Genomic DNA, 18608 nt, shown 5'->3' on the forward strand with positions numbered 1-18608 from the left:
GGTGTCCGGCTTAGTTATTAAGAAAATTCAGAATCGCAGCTGTGGTTTCCTTGGGGGCGCTCAAGTGTGGACAATGACCAGTTGCTTCAAGAATAACAAGATGGCTATTATCCATCTGCTCATGCATATACTGACCAACTTCAACAGGAGCTATTATGTCATCAGAGCATTGCAGTATCAGGGACGGAGTTTTGCACTGTGGCAACAAAGCTCTGCTGTCCGTGAGAAAGGTTACCCTGGCGAATTGCTTGGCAATCGTTGGGTCTGTGCTGCAAAAACTATTGGTAAGTTCCTCGCCAAGTTCAGCCCTGTCAGAATTTGCCATGATGAGCGGAGCCATGGTCATTGACCATCCGAGGTGGTTTTCGTCCAGGGACTGCAAGAGTTCTTCTATTTCCATTCGGCTAAAGCCTCCGATATAATCTCTATCATTAATATATGAGGGAGAGGGGGAAACCAAAATTAAGGATTTAAACAAAGTAGGCTCTTTTTCTGCCGCCATGATTCCCATTATAGCACTTACTGAATGACCAACAAAAATTACCCCTTTTAATTCCAAGGTATTGGCTATATTTATAATATCTTCAACATAGCCGTCTAGTTCTTGGTATTTCACCGGATTATAAGCAGTAAGATCAGACTGTCCTGCGCCAACATGATCAAATAAAATGATTTTATGGGTTTCTTCAAACGCTTCGGTGATAAATCTCCACATATTCTGGTCGCAACCAAATCCATGAGCGAACATTATTGTGGATGTCCCTTTACCTATTATATTAACGTTGTTTGTTTTGAATATACTCATTTACAGCTTTAAGGCTATGTTAACAGCAGAATATGGGTTATACCGCATGTTGACAAATAATGCACTAAAATTACGATTTATTCATCAGAATATTTAGCCCTAACATTTTGTCTCAATTAGTTTTTTCTTTTTGCTGTAACCAGTGAGAAATGAGGACTGAATAGGGGAAGGATACCTTCGTTTTTTGAGACGAAAAATATAATTACAAATCCCTCAACCTATCAAAAATCCACCGTTTTTTGGGAATGTTAAACTTAATGTTTGTTCAGTGATCTGATGATATTTTGCTGAAGACCAAAGTAGTCAGCAATATTCGTTGATTTACATGCATAATAATACCTTTGTCCGATGACCTATATTTGCAATAAATGTAATTAAATACAACTATGACTGACTCTTTCAAGTATAACATTGAAGTATGCGAAAAGGAAAACATTAAAAATATTGTTGATGGAATTAATGAATACAATCAGATCCAGGTGCCTGCGCTTTCTGAAATTTGGAGGCCCCTTCAATTTGTTGCCAAAAACAGTGAAGGCATAGAAATTGGCGGTGTCTTAGGTGGCATAGGTTGCTGGAACGGCTTAGAAATCAGCATCCTTTGGGTGAAAGAAGAATACAGGAAACAGGGGCTAGGTTGGAGATTTCGCTAGGAGTGATCAACTCATTTCGGAATTTAAGGTCAGTTTGTTTCGGTCTAGATTGACCACTCCAATAAACTAATATTTAATATGCTAAAGATGAGTTATGTGTTTTCTTGGATTGGTCAGTCCGCTACGGAATTACACGGTCAATGAAGCCGAAATCTCCAGTATACTAAATGGAAGACGTTTTTGTACACTACGAATATGCGAGATTTATATCGATAAGTAAGATATCCCTAATGCAGAGCAAAGAAAGCTAAAAATAAAAATGCCTTTTTTACCCTATAACTATAAGGGTAGTAGTAAAAACCTTTTCAAAGTCGGAACTTATCTAAGTTTCGAGCAAAATTAGAATGGCCAGCGCTCATCTGTGGATTGTGGACCCCACCATAGCGTAATGCTAATTTGCTTCTACCGATTAATTTTGATTTCAAAAAAATATCCGAATCACTATTGTGAAAGAAAAGGTATAAATCCAAATTGCATTATTCCAAAGCAGTAAATATGGCAAAAAAAAACACGTGATCCCGAACGTAATATACAAATGTTCATTTGACGTGTAATTAATTTTAGGTTTATCCACAGCTTATGAGACATCTTCCGATAGACCGAATGACCCCTGAGAAATTAATGGAAATGTTAAAGAAAAAAGGAGTAAAAATGTCTATAAATCAAGCGAAGGAAATCTTGGATTTGCTATATATTTTAGCTATTTTGGAAGTAGAGCAAGTTTTAAAAAGATGATTACAGCAGATTTATATATAAGAGTAAGTACTGATGAACAGGCTGATAAGGGATATTCTCAACGCAACCAAGAAGAGGTTTTACAGAAATATTGTTTCGCCAGAGATATCAAAGTGAGGAAAGTTGTTTTTGAGGATCATTCCGCCAAAAGCTTTATACGCCCTGCCTGGCAAAAATTATTGGCTGATCTAAAAAAGAAAAGAGGACAAACGGATTTGGTACTTTTCACCAAGTGGGACAGATTCAGTAGAAATGCGGGGGATGCCTATCAGATGATAAAAATTTTGGGTGATCTCGGTATAGAGCCTCAGGCCATTGAACAGCCTCTTGATATCTCAATTCCTGAAAACAAAATGATGCTGGCTTTCTATCTCGCAGCTCCCGAGGTCGAGAATGATAGAAGAGCACTCAATACTTTTCATGGAATGAGAAGAGCAAGAAAAGAAGGGCGATGGATGGGGCCTGCTCCCATAGGTTATACTAACAAGGTAACCGAAGACGGGCGAAAGTATATTTGTCCTGTAGAGCCACAAGCGTCAATAATGAAGTGGGTATATGACGAATTATCTACGGGTAAGTGGTTCATTGATCAGATCTGGAAGGCAGCATCGGATAAAGGGCTGAAGACAGGTAGAAAAAATTTTTGGCAGATAATTAGAAATCCCATTTACTGCGGTAGGATACCCATTGCGAAATATAAGGACGAGGAAGCCCATACAGTTATAGGGCAACATAAAGCGATAGTTTCGGAAAGCATCTTTTATAAAGCTATGGATGTTTTGAACGGCAGAAACAAACCAAAAAAGACTACTATATCTTCTCCTGATGCGCTTCCCTTGCGTGGCTTTCTGATATGTCCAAAGTGCGGCTACATGCTCTCAGGTAGTGCTTCAAAAGGTTACAGCAAGCACTATCACTATTACCATTGCTTTTCTAAATGTGGGGTGAGATATAATGCGGACAAAGTCAATAAGCTTTTCGTGGAGGAGTTAAAAAAATACACTATAGATCCACTGTTGCATGAGGCCTATGTTATGATTTTGAAGCAGGTTTATCAAGCTTTTGCAAGTGAAGATAATAATGAATTATCAAATGTAAAAAAACAGTTGGAGGAGTTTAATAATAGAATTTCGAAGGCTAGGGACAAGATGCTCAACGATGTAATTCTTGATTTTGAGTACAGGAAAATAAAATCAGACTGTGAAAGAAATATCCTTGTTCTTGAAAATAGACTCATCGATTTATCCAGGGGAAAAGAGAATATTGGTGAACTAATCGGAAAAGCGACTGGGTTGCTCAAAAACCTACATGAAACATATATAGAGGCAGATTCTGAAGGAAAAAGGCGATTAATTAGTTCGATCTATCCCCAAAAACTCACTTTTGACGGAACACAACATCGAACTGTTCGAATGAATGAGGCTGTCCGCGTTCTAGGTACTTTAAAGGCCGTTTTTGAGGGCAAAAAAAAGGGGCAAACCAAACAAAAATTTGATTTGCCCACTATGGTAGCCCCGAGCAGAATCGAACTGCTATCTAAAGTTTAGGAAACTTCTATTCTATCCGTTGAACTACGGGGCCAAACCGATATACAATTTTAGATTTACGATTTTAGATTTAGTCTTTCAATCGCAATCCTCATCACTTCTATCTTATTACGCTGCCTTCTTCAAACTGTTCTGAAGGTGCCACAAAAGTAAGTTTTCCTGCCGAATTTTCAGCCATTAAAATCATCCCCTGAGATAAAATCCCCTTGATTTCTCTTGGTGCCAGGTTTACAATCATGCTTACCTGTTTACCTACAATATCTTCAGGTTTATAATATTCTGCAATACCAGAAACTACTGTGCGCTCATCTATACCTGTATTAACCGTAAGCTTTAAAAGTTTCTTGGTTTTCTCTACCTTCTCTGCGGCAATAATGGTGGCCACACGAATATCCATTTTAGAAAAATCATCAAACTGGATGTTTTCTTTAGCAGGTAGCGCTTGCGCCGGAGCAGCATTAGCGGTTTTGCTTTGATTTAGTTTTTCAATCTGAAAATCGATTGCAGCATCTTCAATCTTTTCGAATAAAAGTACCGCTTCATTTATGGTATGACCACGTTTAATTAAATGCGTAGAGCCTGCTTCTAACCATTCCTGTCTTCCGTTATTCAGCATTCTCATTAACTTCTCTGCTGTGAAAGGCATAAAAGGTTCAATCAGAATTTGCAGGTTGGCACAAATTTGTAATGAAATATTAAGAATGGTACGAACCCTGTCTTCATCGGTTTTAATTAATTTCCATGGCTCTGTTTCGGCTAAATACTTATTTCCTAAACGGGCAACATTCATCACTTCTGATAAAGCTTCTCTAAAACGATAGTTTTCTATAGATGCAGAGATTTTAGCAGGGAAAGTCGCCAGTTCATCAATTACAGCCTGATCTTGCTCAGTAACCTGCATTAAGGTTGGCACAACACCATTAAAATATTTATGGGTAAGTACCGTAACTCGGTTTACAAAATTACCTAACACGGCAACCAGTTCGTTGTTATTTCTAGCCTGAAAATCTTTCCAGGTAAAATCGTTATCTTTTGTTTCGGGAGCAGTGGCAGTTAAAACGTAACGTAAAACATCTTGCTTGCCTTCAAACTCACGTAGGTATTCGTTTAACCAAACTGCCCAGTTTTTTGAAGTGGAGATTTTCTGTCCTTCAAGGTTTAAAAACTCATTTGCAGGTACATTATCAGCAAGGGTATATTCACCATGTGCCATTAACATTGCAGGGAAAATAATGCAGTGGAAAACAATATTATCCTTACCTATAAAGTGAACCAATTTGGTTTCATCACTTTTCCAGTATTCTTCCCATCCACATTTATCGCTTTCGTAATTGTTAATGTAATATTCTTCGGCTTTTGGGTTCCAAACATCAAGCTTTGCGTAATTACAAAGTTCTTTAGTGGCAGAGATGTAACCGATTGGCGCATCGAACCAAACGTACAAAACCTTGCCTTCGGCACCACGAACCGGAACACGGATACCCCAATCTAAATCGCGGGTCATGGCACGAGGATGTAAACCGGCATTTAACCAGCTCTGGCATTGCCCGTACACATTTGGTCGCCATTCTTTATGGCTTTCTATGTAAGCTCTTAATCTCTCTTCGTATTTATCCAGTGGTAAAAACCAGTTTTTAGTTTCCTTTAAAATAGGTTTATCACCCGATAGGGTAGATTTTGGATTAATTAAATCGGTTGCGTTAAGGGTTGTTCCGCAGTTTTCACATTGGTCGCCATAGGCATTTTCATTGCCGCAATTTGGGCAAGTACCCGTAATGTATCTATCGGCTAAAAACTGTTTTGCCGTTTCATCATAATATTGTTCGGTAACTTCTTCGGTAAAAACACCTTTATCGTAAAGGGTTTCAAAAAAATCGGAGGCTGTTTGGTGATGAGTTAATGAAGACGTACGGTGGTAAATATCAAAAGAAACGCCAAACTCTTTAAAAGAATCGCCAATAATTTTATGGTATTTATCTACTACTTCTTGCGGCGTAATGCCTTCTCTTTTAGCCTTTAACGTTATTGGAACACCATTTTCATCAGAGCCGCAAACAAACTTCACATCTCTTTTATTAGAACGCAGGTATCTTGCATAAATATCAGCAGGAATGTATACGCCTGCTAAGTGGCCAATATGAACTGGTCCGTTGGTGTAAGGGAGTGCCGCCGTAACCGTATATCTTTTTATTTTACTATTATCCAAAACAAATTATTTATTTTGGCAAAGATAAGTGTTTTGAACATGATAAAGCAGCCTCCATATTTAAAAAAAGGTGATAAGATTGCCATTGTTTGTCCGGCAAAGAAATTACCAAAACCAATTGATTATGCTATAGCCCTTTTGCAAAGCTGGGGTTTAGAGGTGGTGATTGGAAAAAGTGTTTATGCAGAATCGCATCAGTTTGCCGGCACAGATGAATTGCGTGCCGCTGATATACAGCAATTTCTTGATGATACAGAGATTAAAGCCATAATTGCCGGTCGTGGCGGCTATGGAACCATTCGGATTATTGACGAACTGGATTTTACCGTTTTTGAGCAAAGCCCAAAGTGGATAATTGGCTTTAGTGATATTACGGTATTGCTCTCCCATTTATTTGCGCATTACGAAACACAATCTATGCATGCGCAGATGCCTTATACTTTTGATGAAGCTACACCAGAATCATTACTATCCCTGAGAAGGGCAATTTTTGGGGAACAGCAGACTTACAATTACGAAAGTTTATTTAACAATCGCCCGGGTGAGGGTAGTGGAACTTTAATTGGTGGAAACCTGACCTTACTTTGTTTTCTTGAAGGTTCAACATCTGAAATGGATTTTGATGGAAAGATTCTGTTTATTGAGGATGTAGGCGAGCATGAGTATTCGATTGATAGAATGCTAAGAATGCTTAATCGGGCAGGTAAACTGGCAAAATTAAAAGGCTTAATTGTTGGTGCTTTCAATGAAATATCTGAAGAAAAGATTCCTTTCGGGCAGAGTGCAGATGAAGTGATTTGGGAGATTGTAAAGGATTATGATTATCCGGTATGTTTTAATTTCCCCAGCGGACATATAGATAACAACCTAACCATGATTTTAGGGGCAACAGTGGGGTTAAAAGTGGAAACAAATAAAGTAGAATTTAGATATATATAACATGGCAATTTTAGATAATTTAGGAAAGTACCGCAACACAGGTTTATTATTACTGAGAATAGGCGTTGGTATAATGTTTATTATTCATGGATTCCCAAAACTGGCAGGTGGCCCAAAAGGTTGGGAAGGCTTGGGTGGAAGCATGAAAGTGATAGGCATTGATTTCTTACCCGTGTTTTGGGGTTTTATGGCAGCAGCGACAGAAACCTTTGGCGGCTTTCTATTAATTGTAGGTCTATTTTATCGCCCGGCTTGTATTCTATTAGTTTTTACGATGATTATCGCCGCATTGGTTCATTTTGGTAAAGGGGATGGCTTACAGGGTGCAAGCCATGCAATTGAATTAGGCATTGTATTTTTTAGTTTAATTTTTATTGGGCCAGGTAAATATAGTGTGGATAAGAAATAATCAAATTCTTTGAACAAAAAAAGGGTCGGCAATAAATATTGCCGACCCTTTTTCGTTTACTGATTCATTAATTAATTCTGAACAATCAGTTTATTGTTTTGAACTTCTAATGAAGCGATTGGCCAAATGTAACCAGCAGTATTGAATGGAATTGCCGGAGCAGTACCTTGAGAACCACTTTTAGCAACAAAACCCAAACCTAAACGCATAACATCCGGAGAACGTAATCCTTCACCTAATAATTCGATCCTTCTTTCTGTAAGAATTGTATTTTTCAGGTTTGCCGGCAATAAATCAGTTGCAGGAAAAATATAGGTTGGATTAGATCTTTGTCTAACTGCTGTTAATAAAGCAATAGAACGCGTTGGATCTGAATCTACCGTTGCTTCAGCTAAGTTTAATAATACTTCAGCATAACGAATTACAGGAACATAATCCGTATAAGGAGAAGGACGTTTAAACTTTGTTAAATAAGTATTAGCACCAGAAACTAATGTTAATCCTTTTCTTGCATCTGTAGAGCCAGTAGCAAAAGCTGCATTCCCAAAAATACCAGTTGGATTTAAAAAGAACTCCTGATTACCACCTGCGCCATTAGTTTCTACATTATAATAGTAAGCCAATTGATTCTGCGTTCCAGGTGCATCTAAGTCAGCCATTGGAAAAGTTAATAACGCTTCATCACCTGTATAATTACCACTAAATACTGTAGTTACATTAGCTTCCAGCTTATTTGCTCTACCTGTAGTTGCAGTAAATGGAAAAGCTGTACTTACAATCTTATTTGCTTCGGTAACAACAGATGGTAAATTACCCATTGATAAGTACACTCTGGTTTTTAGTGCAATAGCCGTATTTCTTGTCGCTTTTGTTGCAACTCCTGTAAGGGCTAAATCGGGCTCTGCTTCATTTAAATCCTTTAAAACCTGAGTGTAAACCTCAGCGACTGTACTACGTTTCAAATCGTTACCAGTTAAATCCTTTTCAGCTTTTAATCTTAGTGGAACGCCTAAACTTGCTCCATTATCAGTAATAAAAGGTTTAGCATAAAGCTGTAAAAGACTATAATAACTTAGTGCTCTTAAAAACTTTGCCTCAGCAATGTATTGTCTGGATAAGGCAGGCGTTAACAATGATGCATTTGCCGTAACGCCCTCAATAACCAAATTTGCACGGTTAATTCCAGCGTAAACTGCACCCCAAAGGTTATTTACTTCATTCGTTTGCGACGTCAAGTTAAATCTCCAGGTATCTAAACCTGTAACACCATTTGGTTTGTTTACAATAAACTCCTCTCCTCGTATATCATTATAAATTAGGTACCTACCACCGTAAAAATTACCATTCTTAACTCCTGAATAAATACCATTTACCTGAGATAAAATTCTGGCAGGATTGGAAAAAGCATCTTCAATCGGCAGCGCAGTATCCGGTGCGGTATTTAAAAAATCTTTCTTGCAAGATGTGGCAAACAATATAGGTGCCGCTACAAAAAGATATTTTATTTTATTATTTAATTTAATTTTCATAATCGCTAATTTTTAAAATCCAACATTAAGCCCAAAAGTGAATGTTCTGCCAGAAGGCACTGAGTTTCTATCGACCCCTGGAGCTAGGTTACCACTGTTACCGGTAGCGGTTGAGTTTCCATTAACCGAAACCTCTGGGTCAGGACCTGGATAGTTAGAAATGATCCAAAGGTTACTAGACTGCGCATATACTCTTACGCTTGAAATGCCATATTTTGATAAGAAATTTTGAGGCAAAGTATAACCTAAAGCAAGGTTACGTACTTTTAAGAAATTACCTGAGAAAACGTTTTGAGATTGAGCAAATGCCGAACCGTTTGATGTATTATCTCCGTAAACTAAACGAGGAATATCAGTAACTTGTCCCGGAGCTGTCCATCTGTTTAACACATCTTTTTCGTTGTTCCAGAAACGTTGGTCACGAAGACCTGCTAATGAACCATAATAAATTTTATTACCTCCAGAGAATGTTAAGCCTAAGGTTAAATCAAAATCTTTGTAACGGAAATTATTATCTAAACCGCCGAACCATTTTGGTATTGACGGACCGATGATTTGAGCGTCTAAAGCAGCATCAATAGCAGGTGCATTCTGTCCTGCTCTAGCACCATCTAAATATTGATAACGGGCAGCTGTTGCTCTTTGGAAGCTAAATCTTAATCTTTCTCCATTTCTATTGATGAAAATACGTTCACCAGTCGCTGGGTCAACACCATCAGTTTTTACAGTATAGATCGAGCCGATTGGATAACCTACGCGAGTAATGTTTGCTGTTTCTAATTGAGTTGCACCAAACAAATCAGCATTGTTGTTACCTAAAGCTGTAACTTCATTTTTCAATGTACTAAAAGTTAATGTTGTATTCCAGCTGAAGTTATCAGTGTTGATGTTCTTAGAATTGAAAGTGAACTCAAAACCTTTGTTATACATTGCACCTACGTTGGTTGTGATTGCATTACCAGGGATACCTTTAGATGGTGCCTGAGGAGCAAATTGAACAAGGTTATTAATGTCATTGTGATAATAATCAACATCTAGTGAGAAACGACCGCTCAAAAATTCTAAGCTTAAACCCACATCTGTTTTCTTACTGGTTTCCCATTGTAAGTTTGGATTACCTGCCTGAGAGAATGATAATGCCGGATCAGCTCCATATAAACCAGGACTATATAAAAATAATGCAGGATAGTTACCGATGTTAATGTTACCAACCTCACCATAGCTTCCACGTAATTTAATACGGCTCACTACTTTGCTGAATCCAGAATCTTTATAAAAGTTTTCTTCAGATATTGCCCACCCTGCAGATGCACCTCCAAAATTACCATACTTATTGCCTGCTGATAATCCAGAATATCCGTCTCTTCTGAATGAGCCTGTTAAGAAATATCGTTTTTTGTAGTCATAATTTACATTAGCAAAGTACGAACGAAATGTGTTATCTCCTTGAACTAATCCTGCAGGAGTAATGATTCCAAAAGCACCTTGATATACCTGAATAAATGGATCAATCACATTTTGTCTTGTAGCTCCATAACCATCTGAAGAGGTAGATTGATCCTCAGCTCCAAGTAACAAGCCTAAACTATGGTCTCCGAAGGTATTATTATAATTTAAGGTATTCGCCCAATTCCATCTGTTATTCTTTACAAAGTTACTGGTTGCACCACCATTGTAGGCAACACCATCACCTTGCAAGCGGTTAACAAAAGAGTTATTGTCAATTTTTAAATTATCTAATCCATAACTAGTTTTAAAGGTTAAGCCTTTTAGAAGTTGGATAGAGGCATACACATTAGCAATGATTCGATCACTTTCTGAAGTATTTTTATCTTCTTTTACCAATACCGCAGCATTTGGATAATTAGATGCAATTGTATTTGCACCAAGACCAACAGCTGAACCATTCATATTATATGATCCATCTTCGTTGTATGGAGAAACGTTAGGAGGTAATACAATAGCTAAGCGACCTAAACCTACTGTAGAGAAAGTTTGACCAGGTAACGAACCAGTATTTGGGGCTCTGTTTAGCGTATTACCATAAGAGAAATTTGTTCCAATTGTTACGCCTTTGAATAACTTATGATCTAAGTTAACACGACCACTTTTTCTTTCGAAAGAGTTACCCTGAATAAAACCTTCTTGTTTACTGTAACCTAAGGATACATAGTAAGATGTTTTTTCAGTTGCACCAGAAAAGTTTAAAGCATGATTTTGAGAAGTTGCAGTTCTATAAGCATAATCGTACCAATCGGTTTCGACCTGTGTACCATCCGACCTAGTTTGAAGAAAAAATGCTGGCGCTAAACCAATATTAGTTCTAGCCTCATTTTTGATTTGTACATATTCTGCCGCATTTAATAGTGGCGTTAAATTTTGGGCTTTAGTAGAACCTACCCAAGCTTCATAATTAACACGTGTATTACCTTGCTTACCTTTTTTGGTAGTAATTACCACAACACCATTTGCCGCTCTTGAACCATAGATTGCAGATGAAGCAGCATCTTTTAAGATATCAATACTTTCAATATCTGCAGGGTTGATATCACCCAATGCATTACCCGCAGCGCTGTTGCCAGATTGGTCTCCTGTAAAAACCGGAATACCATCAACAATAACCAAAGGATAAGAACTTAATGAGATAGAGTTAAAACCACGAACCCTGAAAACTGGTGGATTATTTAATACACCATTTGGCTGGATGATGTTAACACCTGCTGCCTTTCCTGCTAAGGCTTGCTCAAAACTCTGAATTGGTTGATTTTTCAGTTTTTCTGCACCCACGCTGGCGATTGAACCCGTAACATCTCTTTTAGATTGAGTGGTGTAACCTGTTACTACAACATCAGTTAGGGTTTTGGAATCTGTTGCTAATGAAACGTTAATTGGAGTAGAAGCTAAGCTTCTGCTTTGGCTAAGATACCCAATTGAAGAGAACTCAATTGTACCTGTGGTTAAGGAAGTTCTTAATGAATACTTTCCATCTGCTCCTGTAGTGGTTCCTACATTAGAGCCTTTGATTTTTACACTTACTCCAGGAATCGGTTGCCCGTCATCCTTTCCAGTGACTGTTCCTGTGATTGTTCTTTCCTGCCCAAAAGCGGTAGCCGCAATAAAGAGCATTATGAACAAACTTTGTAATAGTTTTTTCATAAAGTTTTAGTTTAGTCTGATTAATTAAATTCTAATATAATAGAAATTACAATGTAATGCAATTATTACTCAAATAATGTATAGCGTTTAAGTAGACTTAATTTATGATATAAAACGATTTAGGAAGACAATGGAAGAGTAAAGTAGTAATCTTTTTAAAGAAAATTTTTTACAAAAAAAGGGAGGCAAATTTTGCCTCCCTTAAAAATATTAAAAGGTTGAGTTTATAAAGGATTTTGCGTTACTGCGCCGTTTCCAATATTAATTTCATCTTGAGGAATTAAAAATTGCCATTGTTTATCGCCAACTGGTATTGTTAAAATGTTTGCATAAGAAACATTATGGTTAGCACCAGTTCTATCTAAAGCTGAATTTGTACGTTTTAAATCGTAAAATCTAAAGCCTTCACCCCAAAGCTCCACTCTTCTTTGATTCATAATTTCAGTAATCAAAGCTGCACCTGTATTAGTAGATAATACATAAGATGGATTACGATTAACAGCAAGTGGAAATAAAGCCTGAGCTGCTAGTAAATCATTTCCTCTTCTTGCTTCTGCTTCTGCTTCAATCAAATACATTTCTGCGGCACGCATATACGGTACATCACCAATACTTAAAGAAACATCTGCAACCCTAAATTTACGGCTCATGTACCTATAACGGCTAGATACTGTGGTTGGAATTGGAAACTCTGCAGTATTTGTTCCTGTTGGATCCCAAAGTTTTTTACGAACATCAGTCGCAGGAATCCAATTATAAAGTGTTGAATTAATTGACTTTGGACTTGTTCTGATAACTGTTGAATTATAGTTTGCAGACATGTATGCAAAGAATGAATAAAAATAATTTGTTTGATCAGATGTTATTCTAGATGACCACATCCATTCAGTATTACTATAATCGTTGAAACCAGCAAGGTATTGTGTGTTGTTCATTAAAGTGTAACCAACTCTAGCTTCCTTAGCAAATTTAACTGCGTCTGCCCAATTTTGTTGAGTAAGTGCGATTCTTGCTTTAATCCCTTTTGCTACATCAATATTAAAATGTGATTTATTTGTACGAGCATAACCTGCAAACAAACCAATTGCATCATCCACATCTTTATTTGCCTGAGCATATACTTGTGCAACTGTACTTCTTGGTTTTTTTTCATTGGTTGGCGCTAATATAAGCGGAACTGCTAATCCTCCGTTTGGCTGCCCTGCAACGTAACGCTCTCCAAATAATTGAACCATTTGGTAATAAGCCCAACCACGGTAAGTTAATGCTTCTGCCTTGATGGCTGCTTTATCTGCTGCAGGACCTTCTGCGTTGTCAATATTTGCAATAATCATATTTGCATTACCAATTATTACATAATAAAACTGATAATTGTAAAATAGCATTGTACTGTTTGGATTTCTATGTGATATCCATTTGTATTCATTAATCAACCCCGAACTTGAAGCTGTGTTAAATACCAAATCTTCACCCATGATATCCATATATAACATATTACCGCTTTGGCCACCTTGAGGTTGAGAACCAAAAATCTGATTATACATTAACCGATGAATACCATTTACTGCCGTCCAGGCATTTTTCGTCGTACTAAAAAGTACATCTGTAGAAACTTGATCTGTTGGGGTAGTTTCAAGGAAACTTTTTTTACATGAAGTGATTGTAGCTAACAGCACACCAACAATCATCACTTTACTTAAAATCTTTTTCATAATATTCTATATAATGAATTAAAAGCCTACATTAATACCAACTGAAACTACTTTACTAAAATAGTAATTGTTGCCTACGGTTCCGTTGAATGTACTTGATACACCCATTCCTTTACGATGTGAAAATAAAGCTAGATTTTCTCCCGTTACAAATACATTAGCTGATTTAGCATTAATCTCTCCTAACCAACGTTTTGGCAGTTGATAATTTAAGGTAATGTTATTTAACTGAAGATAACTTGCATTTGTTAACCATCTTGAACTTGAACCTGTAAAATCAGTTATGCGGTTGTTATCAAATCTTGGTACATTGGTAACATCGCCAGGATTCTGCCAACGATTCATCGCATCAATATGCATAGCAGTACCGTAAGTACCTCCGTGCATTAACGATTGGTATGCGCTATCAAAAACTCTACCGCCAAACTGGAAAGTAAATAAGAAGCTTAAGCTTAGATTTTTGTAGCTAAAAGTATTTGTCATCGATCCGTATAAATCAGGGATTGACGAGTTGCCAGTATATCTATAATTTGCTTCTCCTATTACTTTGGTTACCGTATCTGTGCCATTTAAAATTTTCGCATTAGTTGTTAAGCTATTTGTTCTGTATAATGCCTCGCCAGTTTGTGAATCAACTCCATAGAATTCTCTTAAATAAAAATCATAAATAGAATGACCTACGCTATAAGCTTTTGTACCGGATTGAATCAAAGGTTGATTGTCTGGCATTCTGGTGATTTTATTTTTGAACTTAGTTAGATTAACAGTTGCAGTATATCTAAAGTCTTTGTTTCTAACAACTTCACCTGTAATTTGTGCCTCCCAACCTCTGTTATATAAGCTACCAATATTTGTTGGAATAGCAAAATAATACGGGCTTGATGTAGAACCTCCATTTGACAATGGTTGAGGAACATCGAAAATCAAACCATCTGTTACTCTATTGAAATACTCAACTGTACCAGTTAATCTGTTTTTAAATAATCCAAATTCTAAAGCAGCGTCAAAGTTTTTAGCGGTTTCCCATGTTAAATCTGGGTTTGCTAATCTTGCTTGTCTAGCTCCAGATTCTGCTTGGTTGTTATTACCTAAGTTATATAAAGCTTTGTAAGCATAATAGTCTATACCTGCATCATTACCAAGTTCACCATATGATGTTCTTAGTTTTAATTGATCAACCCAGTTTACATTAAAGAAAGATTCTTTGTGAATATTCCAACCAGCACTTACACCATAGAAGTTATTCCAGCGAACCATTGATGAAAATCTTGAATTACCATCTCTTCTAAAGTTTGCACTAATTAAATATTTGCCATCGAAATCGTAGTTAATACGTCCCAAATAACTCTCAATTGCATAGTTATCTTCATAAGAGGTTGTTCCTAGTACTGTTGCGAAGTTTGACAGTTCTGTAATACCGTCAAAACTTTGCCCACTTCTACTACCTGACAAATAATTATATTTATAAGTATAAGATTCGTGACCTGCAAGAGCATTAATATTGTGCTTGCCGAATGTTTTATTATACTCTAATAACTGATTAAATGTTACACCAGTTGTGCGGTACAGATATTGATAAGCACGCCCAGCTGGCGCTCCATCACCAACAAGCGGGTTATCATATAAACGCTCATGTGTATCTTGCAAATCAAAACTTACGTTTGCTGTAGCTTTCAAATCACTGGTGAAATTTACAGTTGCATAAGTTCTAGCATTTATTACACCTCTTGCCGATCTTTGAGAATCATTTAAATTTTCGAAAATAGTGTGGCGACCTTGTGAAAATGGGCGACCATTTCCAAAATCAAACTGACGTTGACCGTTGGCATCTAAAGAGTATTCACCAGAAGCATTGTGTAAGTAAACTGGGTAAATTGGTCCGATGTAACGAGAAATATAGAATGGATTAATAAATGAAGATCCACCATCTCCAACATTATCAGTTAATGATTTTGTATAAGTACCCGTTAAATTCAAGCCAGTTTTAAACCATTTTATTGGATTAGCATTAACTGCTACACGCCCGTTAAATCTCTTTAAACCAGAGTTGATTAAGAACCCTTCTTCATTTGTATAACCTAATGAACCGAAAAAGTCGGATTTAGCGTTACCACCAGAGTAGGTCATATTGTAATTCTGTCTCTTCTTACCTCCTTGACTTGCTGCATCAGCCCAATTTAAATCATCACCATACAATAATGAAGCATTTGGATTTAATACTCCATCAGCAGAAACAATTTGATTATCGGCTACATTATAAGGATTGTAACCCAATAATGATTTTACACCGGTATAATTGGCTCCATTGTAACTAGTAATTGTACCTGCAGCAATTTGACCAGCAATATTACGAGGAATTGCTAAAGAACCATACTGTAATGTATTTCTTTGTACTTCCCACATTAATGGATAATATGCGTTTGCATCTACTCTTTCATATTCAGGTAAACCACGATCCAACCATCCCAAAGTCGCTTTGAAAGTCAAATTATCTGAATTCTTTTTACCTTTTTTAGTAGTAATCATTACTACACCATTTGCGGCTCTTGAACCATATAATGCTGTTGTTGATGCATCTTTCAGAATTGCAACATTTTCAACATCATCAGGATTGATATTTGACATTGTTCCATCATAAACCACACCATCAACCACAATTAAAGCAGAATTGGAAGCGGAAATGGAACCAAATCCTCTTACGCGAATAGCAGCAGAAGAACCTGGCGCTCCACCTGCAAGGTTGGTTTGAATACCAGGTGCAGCACCAACAACCGCACTAAGTACGTTAGTGATGGGACGTTTGGCAAACTCTTCGGCATTAATTTGTGCAGTTGAACCAGTAAAAGTTTCCTTTTTAGCTGTACCGTAACCAACGATTAGCACCTCATCCAAAGATTTAGTATCTGTAGCTAATGATAAATTCATTGTTGTACCAGTAATTGTTACTTCTCTGGTAATATAACCAACGGAAGAAATTACTAATGTTCTGCCATTTTGACCAACACGAATTGAATATTTTCCATCATTACCTGTTAGTGCGCCGGCACTTGCGCTTTCTTTGATTTTGACTGAAGCACCTGGAATTGGATTTCCATCTTCAGTAGACGTTACTGTACCAGTAATCGTTCGGTCTTGAGCCATTGCACTAAATGCAACAAACAAAAGCACGAACAAACTTTGTAGAAGTTTTTTCATGAAATTTAAATTAGTTGTTTGATTTGGGGGGACAATATAAGAATATTGCTATTTTATTTCAAATTACACCAACAAAAAAGTGATTTTAACACAAAAACACGACAGTATTTTATTCCTTTGTACAATAAAATGGATAATTAAATATGAAAATACCGACTAAAAATAAAAAACCCCCAGCTACATTAGTAACTGGGGGTTTTGAATCATATTAAACTACCAACCTGGGTTTTGAACAATATTTGGGTTCAAAATCAAATCATTTGTTGGAAATCCCCATGTAAATTTAGGATCTGTTGCAGCAATAGTTAAGCCAGTAAAACCAGTACTGTTTTGAACTGCAGCAGGTACCTGAGCAGCGCCTCTTGTAAAGCCTAAACCCCAACGTTTTAAATCCCACAGGTGGAAACCATCAAAGTTTAGTTCACGAGTACGTTCTGCTCTAACTTCTGTAGTTAAGGCTGTTCCTGTAAGACCAGATACTGCAGTTAAACCACGAGCGGTACGTAAACCATTCAATGCCGTTAAAGCATCTGGTGCATTTGTAAGGTTTGCAGCAGCTTCAGCAGCAATTGTATAAACCTCTCCAATACGGAAAACCTTATTTGCATTTTGATAATTGGTAAATGTAGTGGTAAATAAAGCAGGGTTACCTGGGAATTTATTTACTAACCAAACATTATTATATCTAACACCTTGAATCAAAATTAATTTCTGCTCAAAATATACATTTTTACGTAAATCTGCAGCATCATAACTGTCGACAACTGTTTGAGTTGGGATAAAATCAGGAACAAAATAACCACCTGCTCCATTTAAACCTAAATAAATAGCATTGGTGTTAACGGTTTCAGTAAGTGTAGCATTAATACGCATAATATCTTCCTGAGTTGCATCAGTTGCCCAATAAGATTTTAAGTTTGCAGCTGTAGTGTATAATGGATACCTACCAGAAGCAATCAAAGTGTTAGCTGCTGTGTAAGCACCTGCCCAATCTTGAGTAGCCAATTTAACTCTAGCTTCAAAAGCTAAAACAGCATCAGGAGTAAAATATCTCGCTCCTCTAACATTTGCTCTTTTATTTAAGCTCTTCGCAATTGCAATATCAGCCAAAATCAAATCATAAACAGCTTTTAAACTTGCTCTTCCTGGTTTTGCAGCTAAATCAAATTCAGTTACTAATGGAACGCCTAATTCGTTAGCAGCAGTTGCCGGGTTATAGGCTTTTGCAAATCTAGTAGCTAATTCATGATAGTAATATGCTCTCATCATACGTGCATCTGCCTTGTATGTATTCAAACTATCTGTTTGGGCTCCGGCAGTTGCCTGGATTTGTTCGAAACCTTTTATCATCACATTAACGTTAGATAATGCACTATAATAAGAAGCGTAAACACCTGAAAAATCATCAGCATTTAAGAAAGTGCCCCAACGGTGAAATGATCCATTTCTATTACCGAAATCACCAGATGCATTTAGTTGTTCATTTTGAACCTCCTGTGGTATATTAAAAGATCCGTATGTACGGGCTCTTAAACCACTATACATACCAGAATTCCAATATTTAGCATCTTGAACTGTATTGAATCCTGTAGTTATATCTATGGCATCATACGGCTTTAAATCTAGCTTTTTACATGATGTAATTGCCGTTAAAGTCATCGCCGCCCCTACTAATCCTAAAATTATTTTTTTCATAACTTTATTATATCTTAAAGTATATTC

11 protein-coding genes and 1 tRNA gene are annotated in these 18608 nt (G+C 37.0%); 4 read left to right on the top strand and 8 right to left on the bottom strand.

Annotated elements, in window-relative coordinates:
* Positions 1-10: 10 nt before the first annotated feature.
* Entirely contained in the window at positions 11-805 is a 795-nt protein-coding gene (locus tag ACO05K_RS16500; RefSeq protein ID WP_421945523.1) for an alpha/beta fold hydrolase, read from the bottom strand.
* Positions 806-1191: 386 nt separating this feature from the next.
* Here ACO05K_RS16500 and ACO05K_RS16505 point away from each other — a divergent pair, with 386 nt between their 5' ends.
* Entirely contained in the window at positions 1192-1458 is a 267-nt protein-coding gene (locus ACO05K_RS16505; RefSeq protein WP_421945524.1) for a hypothetical protein, read from the top strand.
* Positions 1459-2189: 731 nt separating this feature from the next.
* Positions 2190-3740, top strand: coding sequence for a recombinase family protein (locus ACO05K_RS16510; protein ID WP_421946301.1), 1551 nt, complete (start codon positions 2190-2192; stop codon positions 3738-3740).
* Here ACO05K_RS16510 and ACO05K_RS16515 read toward each other — a convergent pair.
* Both ACO05K_RS16515 and metG read right to left on the bottom strand, forming a co-directional pair.
* A tRNA-Arg gene (locus ACO05K_RS16515) sits at positions 3700-3774 on the bottom strand. The genes ACO05K_RS16510 and ACO05K_RS16515 overlap by 41 nt on opposite strands.
* A 66-nt stretch (positions 3775-3840) precedes the next feature.
* Positions 3841-5946, bottom strand: coding sequence for a methionine--tRNA ligase (gene metG / locus ACO05K_RS16520; protein WP_421945525.1), 2106 nt, complete (start codon positions 5944-5946; stop codon positions 3841-3843).
* Positions 5947-5985: 39 nt separating this feature from the next.
* Between metG and ACO05K_RS16525 the strand changes: the two genes are divergently transcribed.
* On the top strand, positions 5986-6885 hold the full coding sequence (locus ACO05K_RS16525) for a S66 peptidase family protein (protein WP_421946302.1): 900 nt from the start codon (positions 5986-5988) through the stop codon (positions 6883-6885).
* Position 6886: 1 nt separating this feature from the next.
* Complete coding sequence (locus ACO05K_RS16530; RefSeq protein WP_421945526.1) at positions 6887-7294, top strand: DoxX family protein; 408 nt, start codon at positions 6887-6889, stop codon at positions 7292-7294.
* A gap of 71 nt (positions 7295-7365) precedes the next feature.
* On the opposite strand, the gene ACO05K_RS16535 is transcribed toward ACO05K_RS16530, so the two are convergent.
* From ACO05K_RS16535 to ACO05K_RS16555, 5 genes are all read right to left on the bottom strand, one after another.
* Entirely contained in the window at positions 7366-8823 is a 1458-nt protein-coding gene (locus ACO05K_RS16535) for a RagB/SusD family nutrient uptake outer membrane protein (RefSeq protein ID WP_421945527.1), read from the bottom strand.
* A gap of 12 nt (positions 8824-8835) precedes the next feature.
* The gene (locus ACO05K_RS16540; RefSeq protein ID WP_421945528.1) at positions 8836-11979 is read right to left on the bottom strand and encodes a SusC/RagA family TonB-linked outer membrane protein; all 3144 of its coding nucleotides are present in this window, start codon (positions 11977-11979) and stop codon (positions 8836-8838) included.
* Between the two features lie 224 nt (positions 11980-12203).
* Positions 12204-13691: a RagB/SusD family nutrient uptake outer membrane protein gene (locus ACO05K_RS16545; protein WP_421945529.1), complete on the bottom strand. Its 1488-nt coding sequence runs from the start codon at positions 13689-13691 to the stop codon at positions 12204-12206.
* 18 nt (positions 13692-13709) lie between these two features.
* Entirely contained in the window at positions 13710-16886 is a 3177-nt protein-coding gene (locus tag ACO05K_RS16550; RefSeq protein WP_421945530.1) for a SusC/RagA family TonB-linked outer membrane protein, read from the bottom strand.
* 213 nt (positions 16887-17099) lie between these two features.
* A complete protein-coding gene (locus tag ACO05K_RS16555; RefSeq protein ID WP_421945531.1) occupies positions 17100-18581 on the bottom strand; it encodes a RagB/SusD family nutrient uptake outer membrane protein in 1482 nt (493 codons plus the stop codon).
* Between the last annotated feature and the right edge of the window lie 27 nt (positions 18582-18608).

It is taken from the genome of Pedobacter sp., from assembly GCF_965227205.1.
In the GTDB taxonomy this organism is placed as follows: domain Bacteria; phylum Bacteroidota; class Bacteroidia; order Sphingobacteriales; family Sphingobacteriaceae; genus Pedobacter.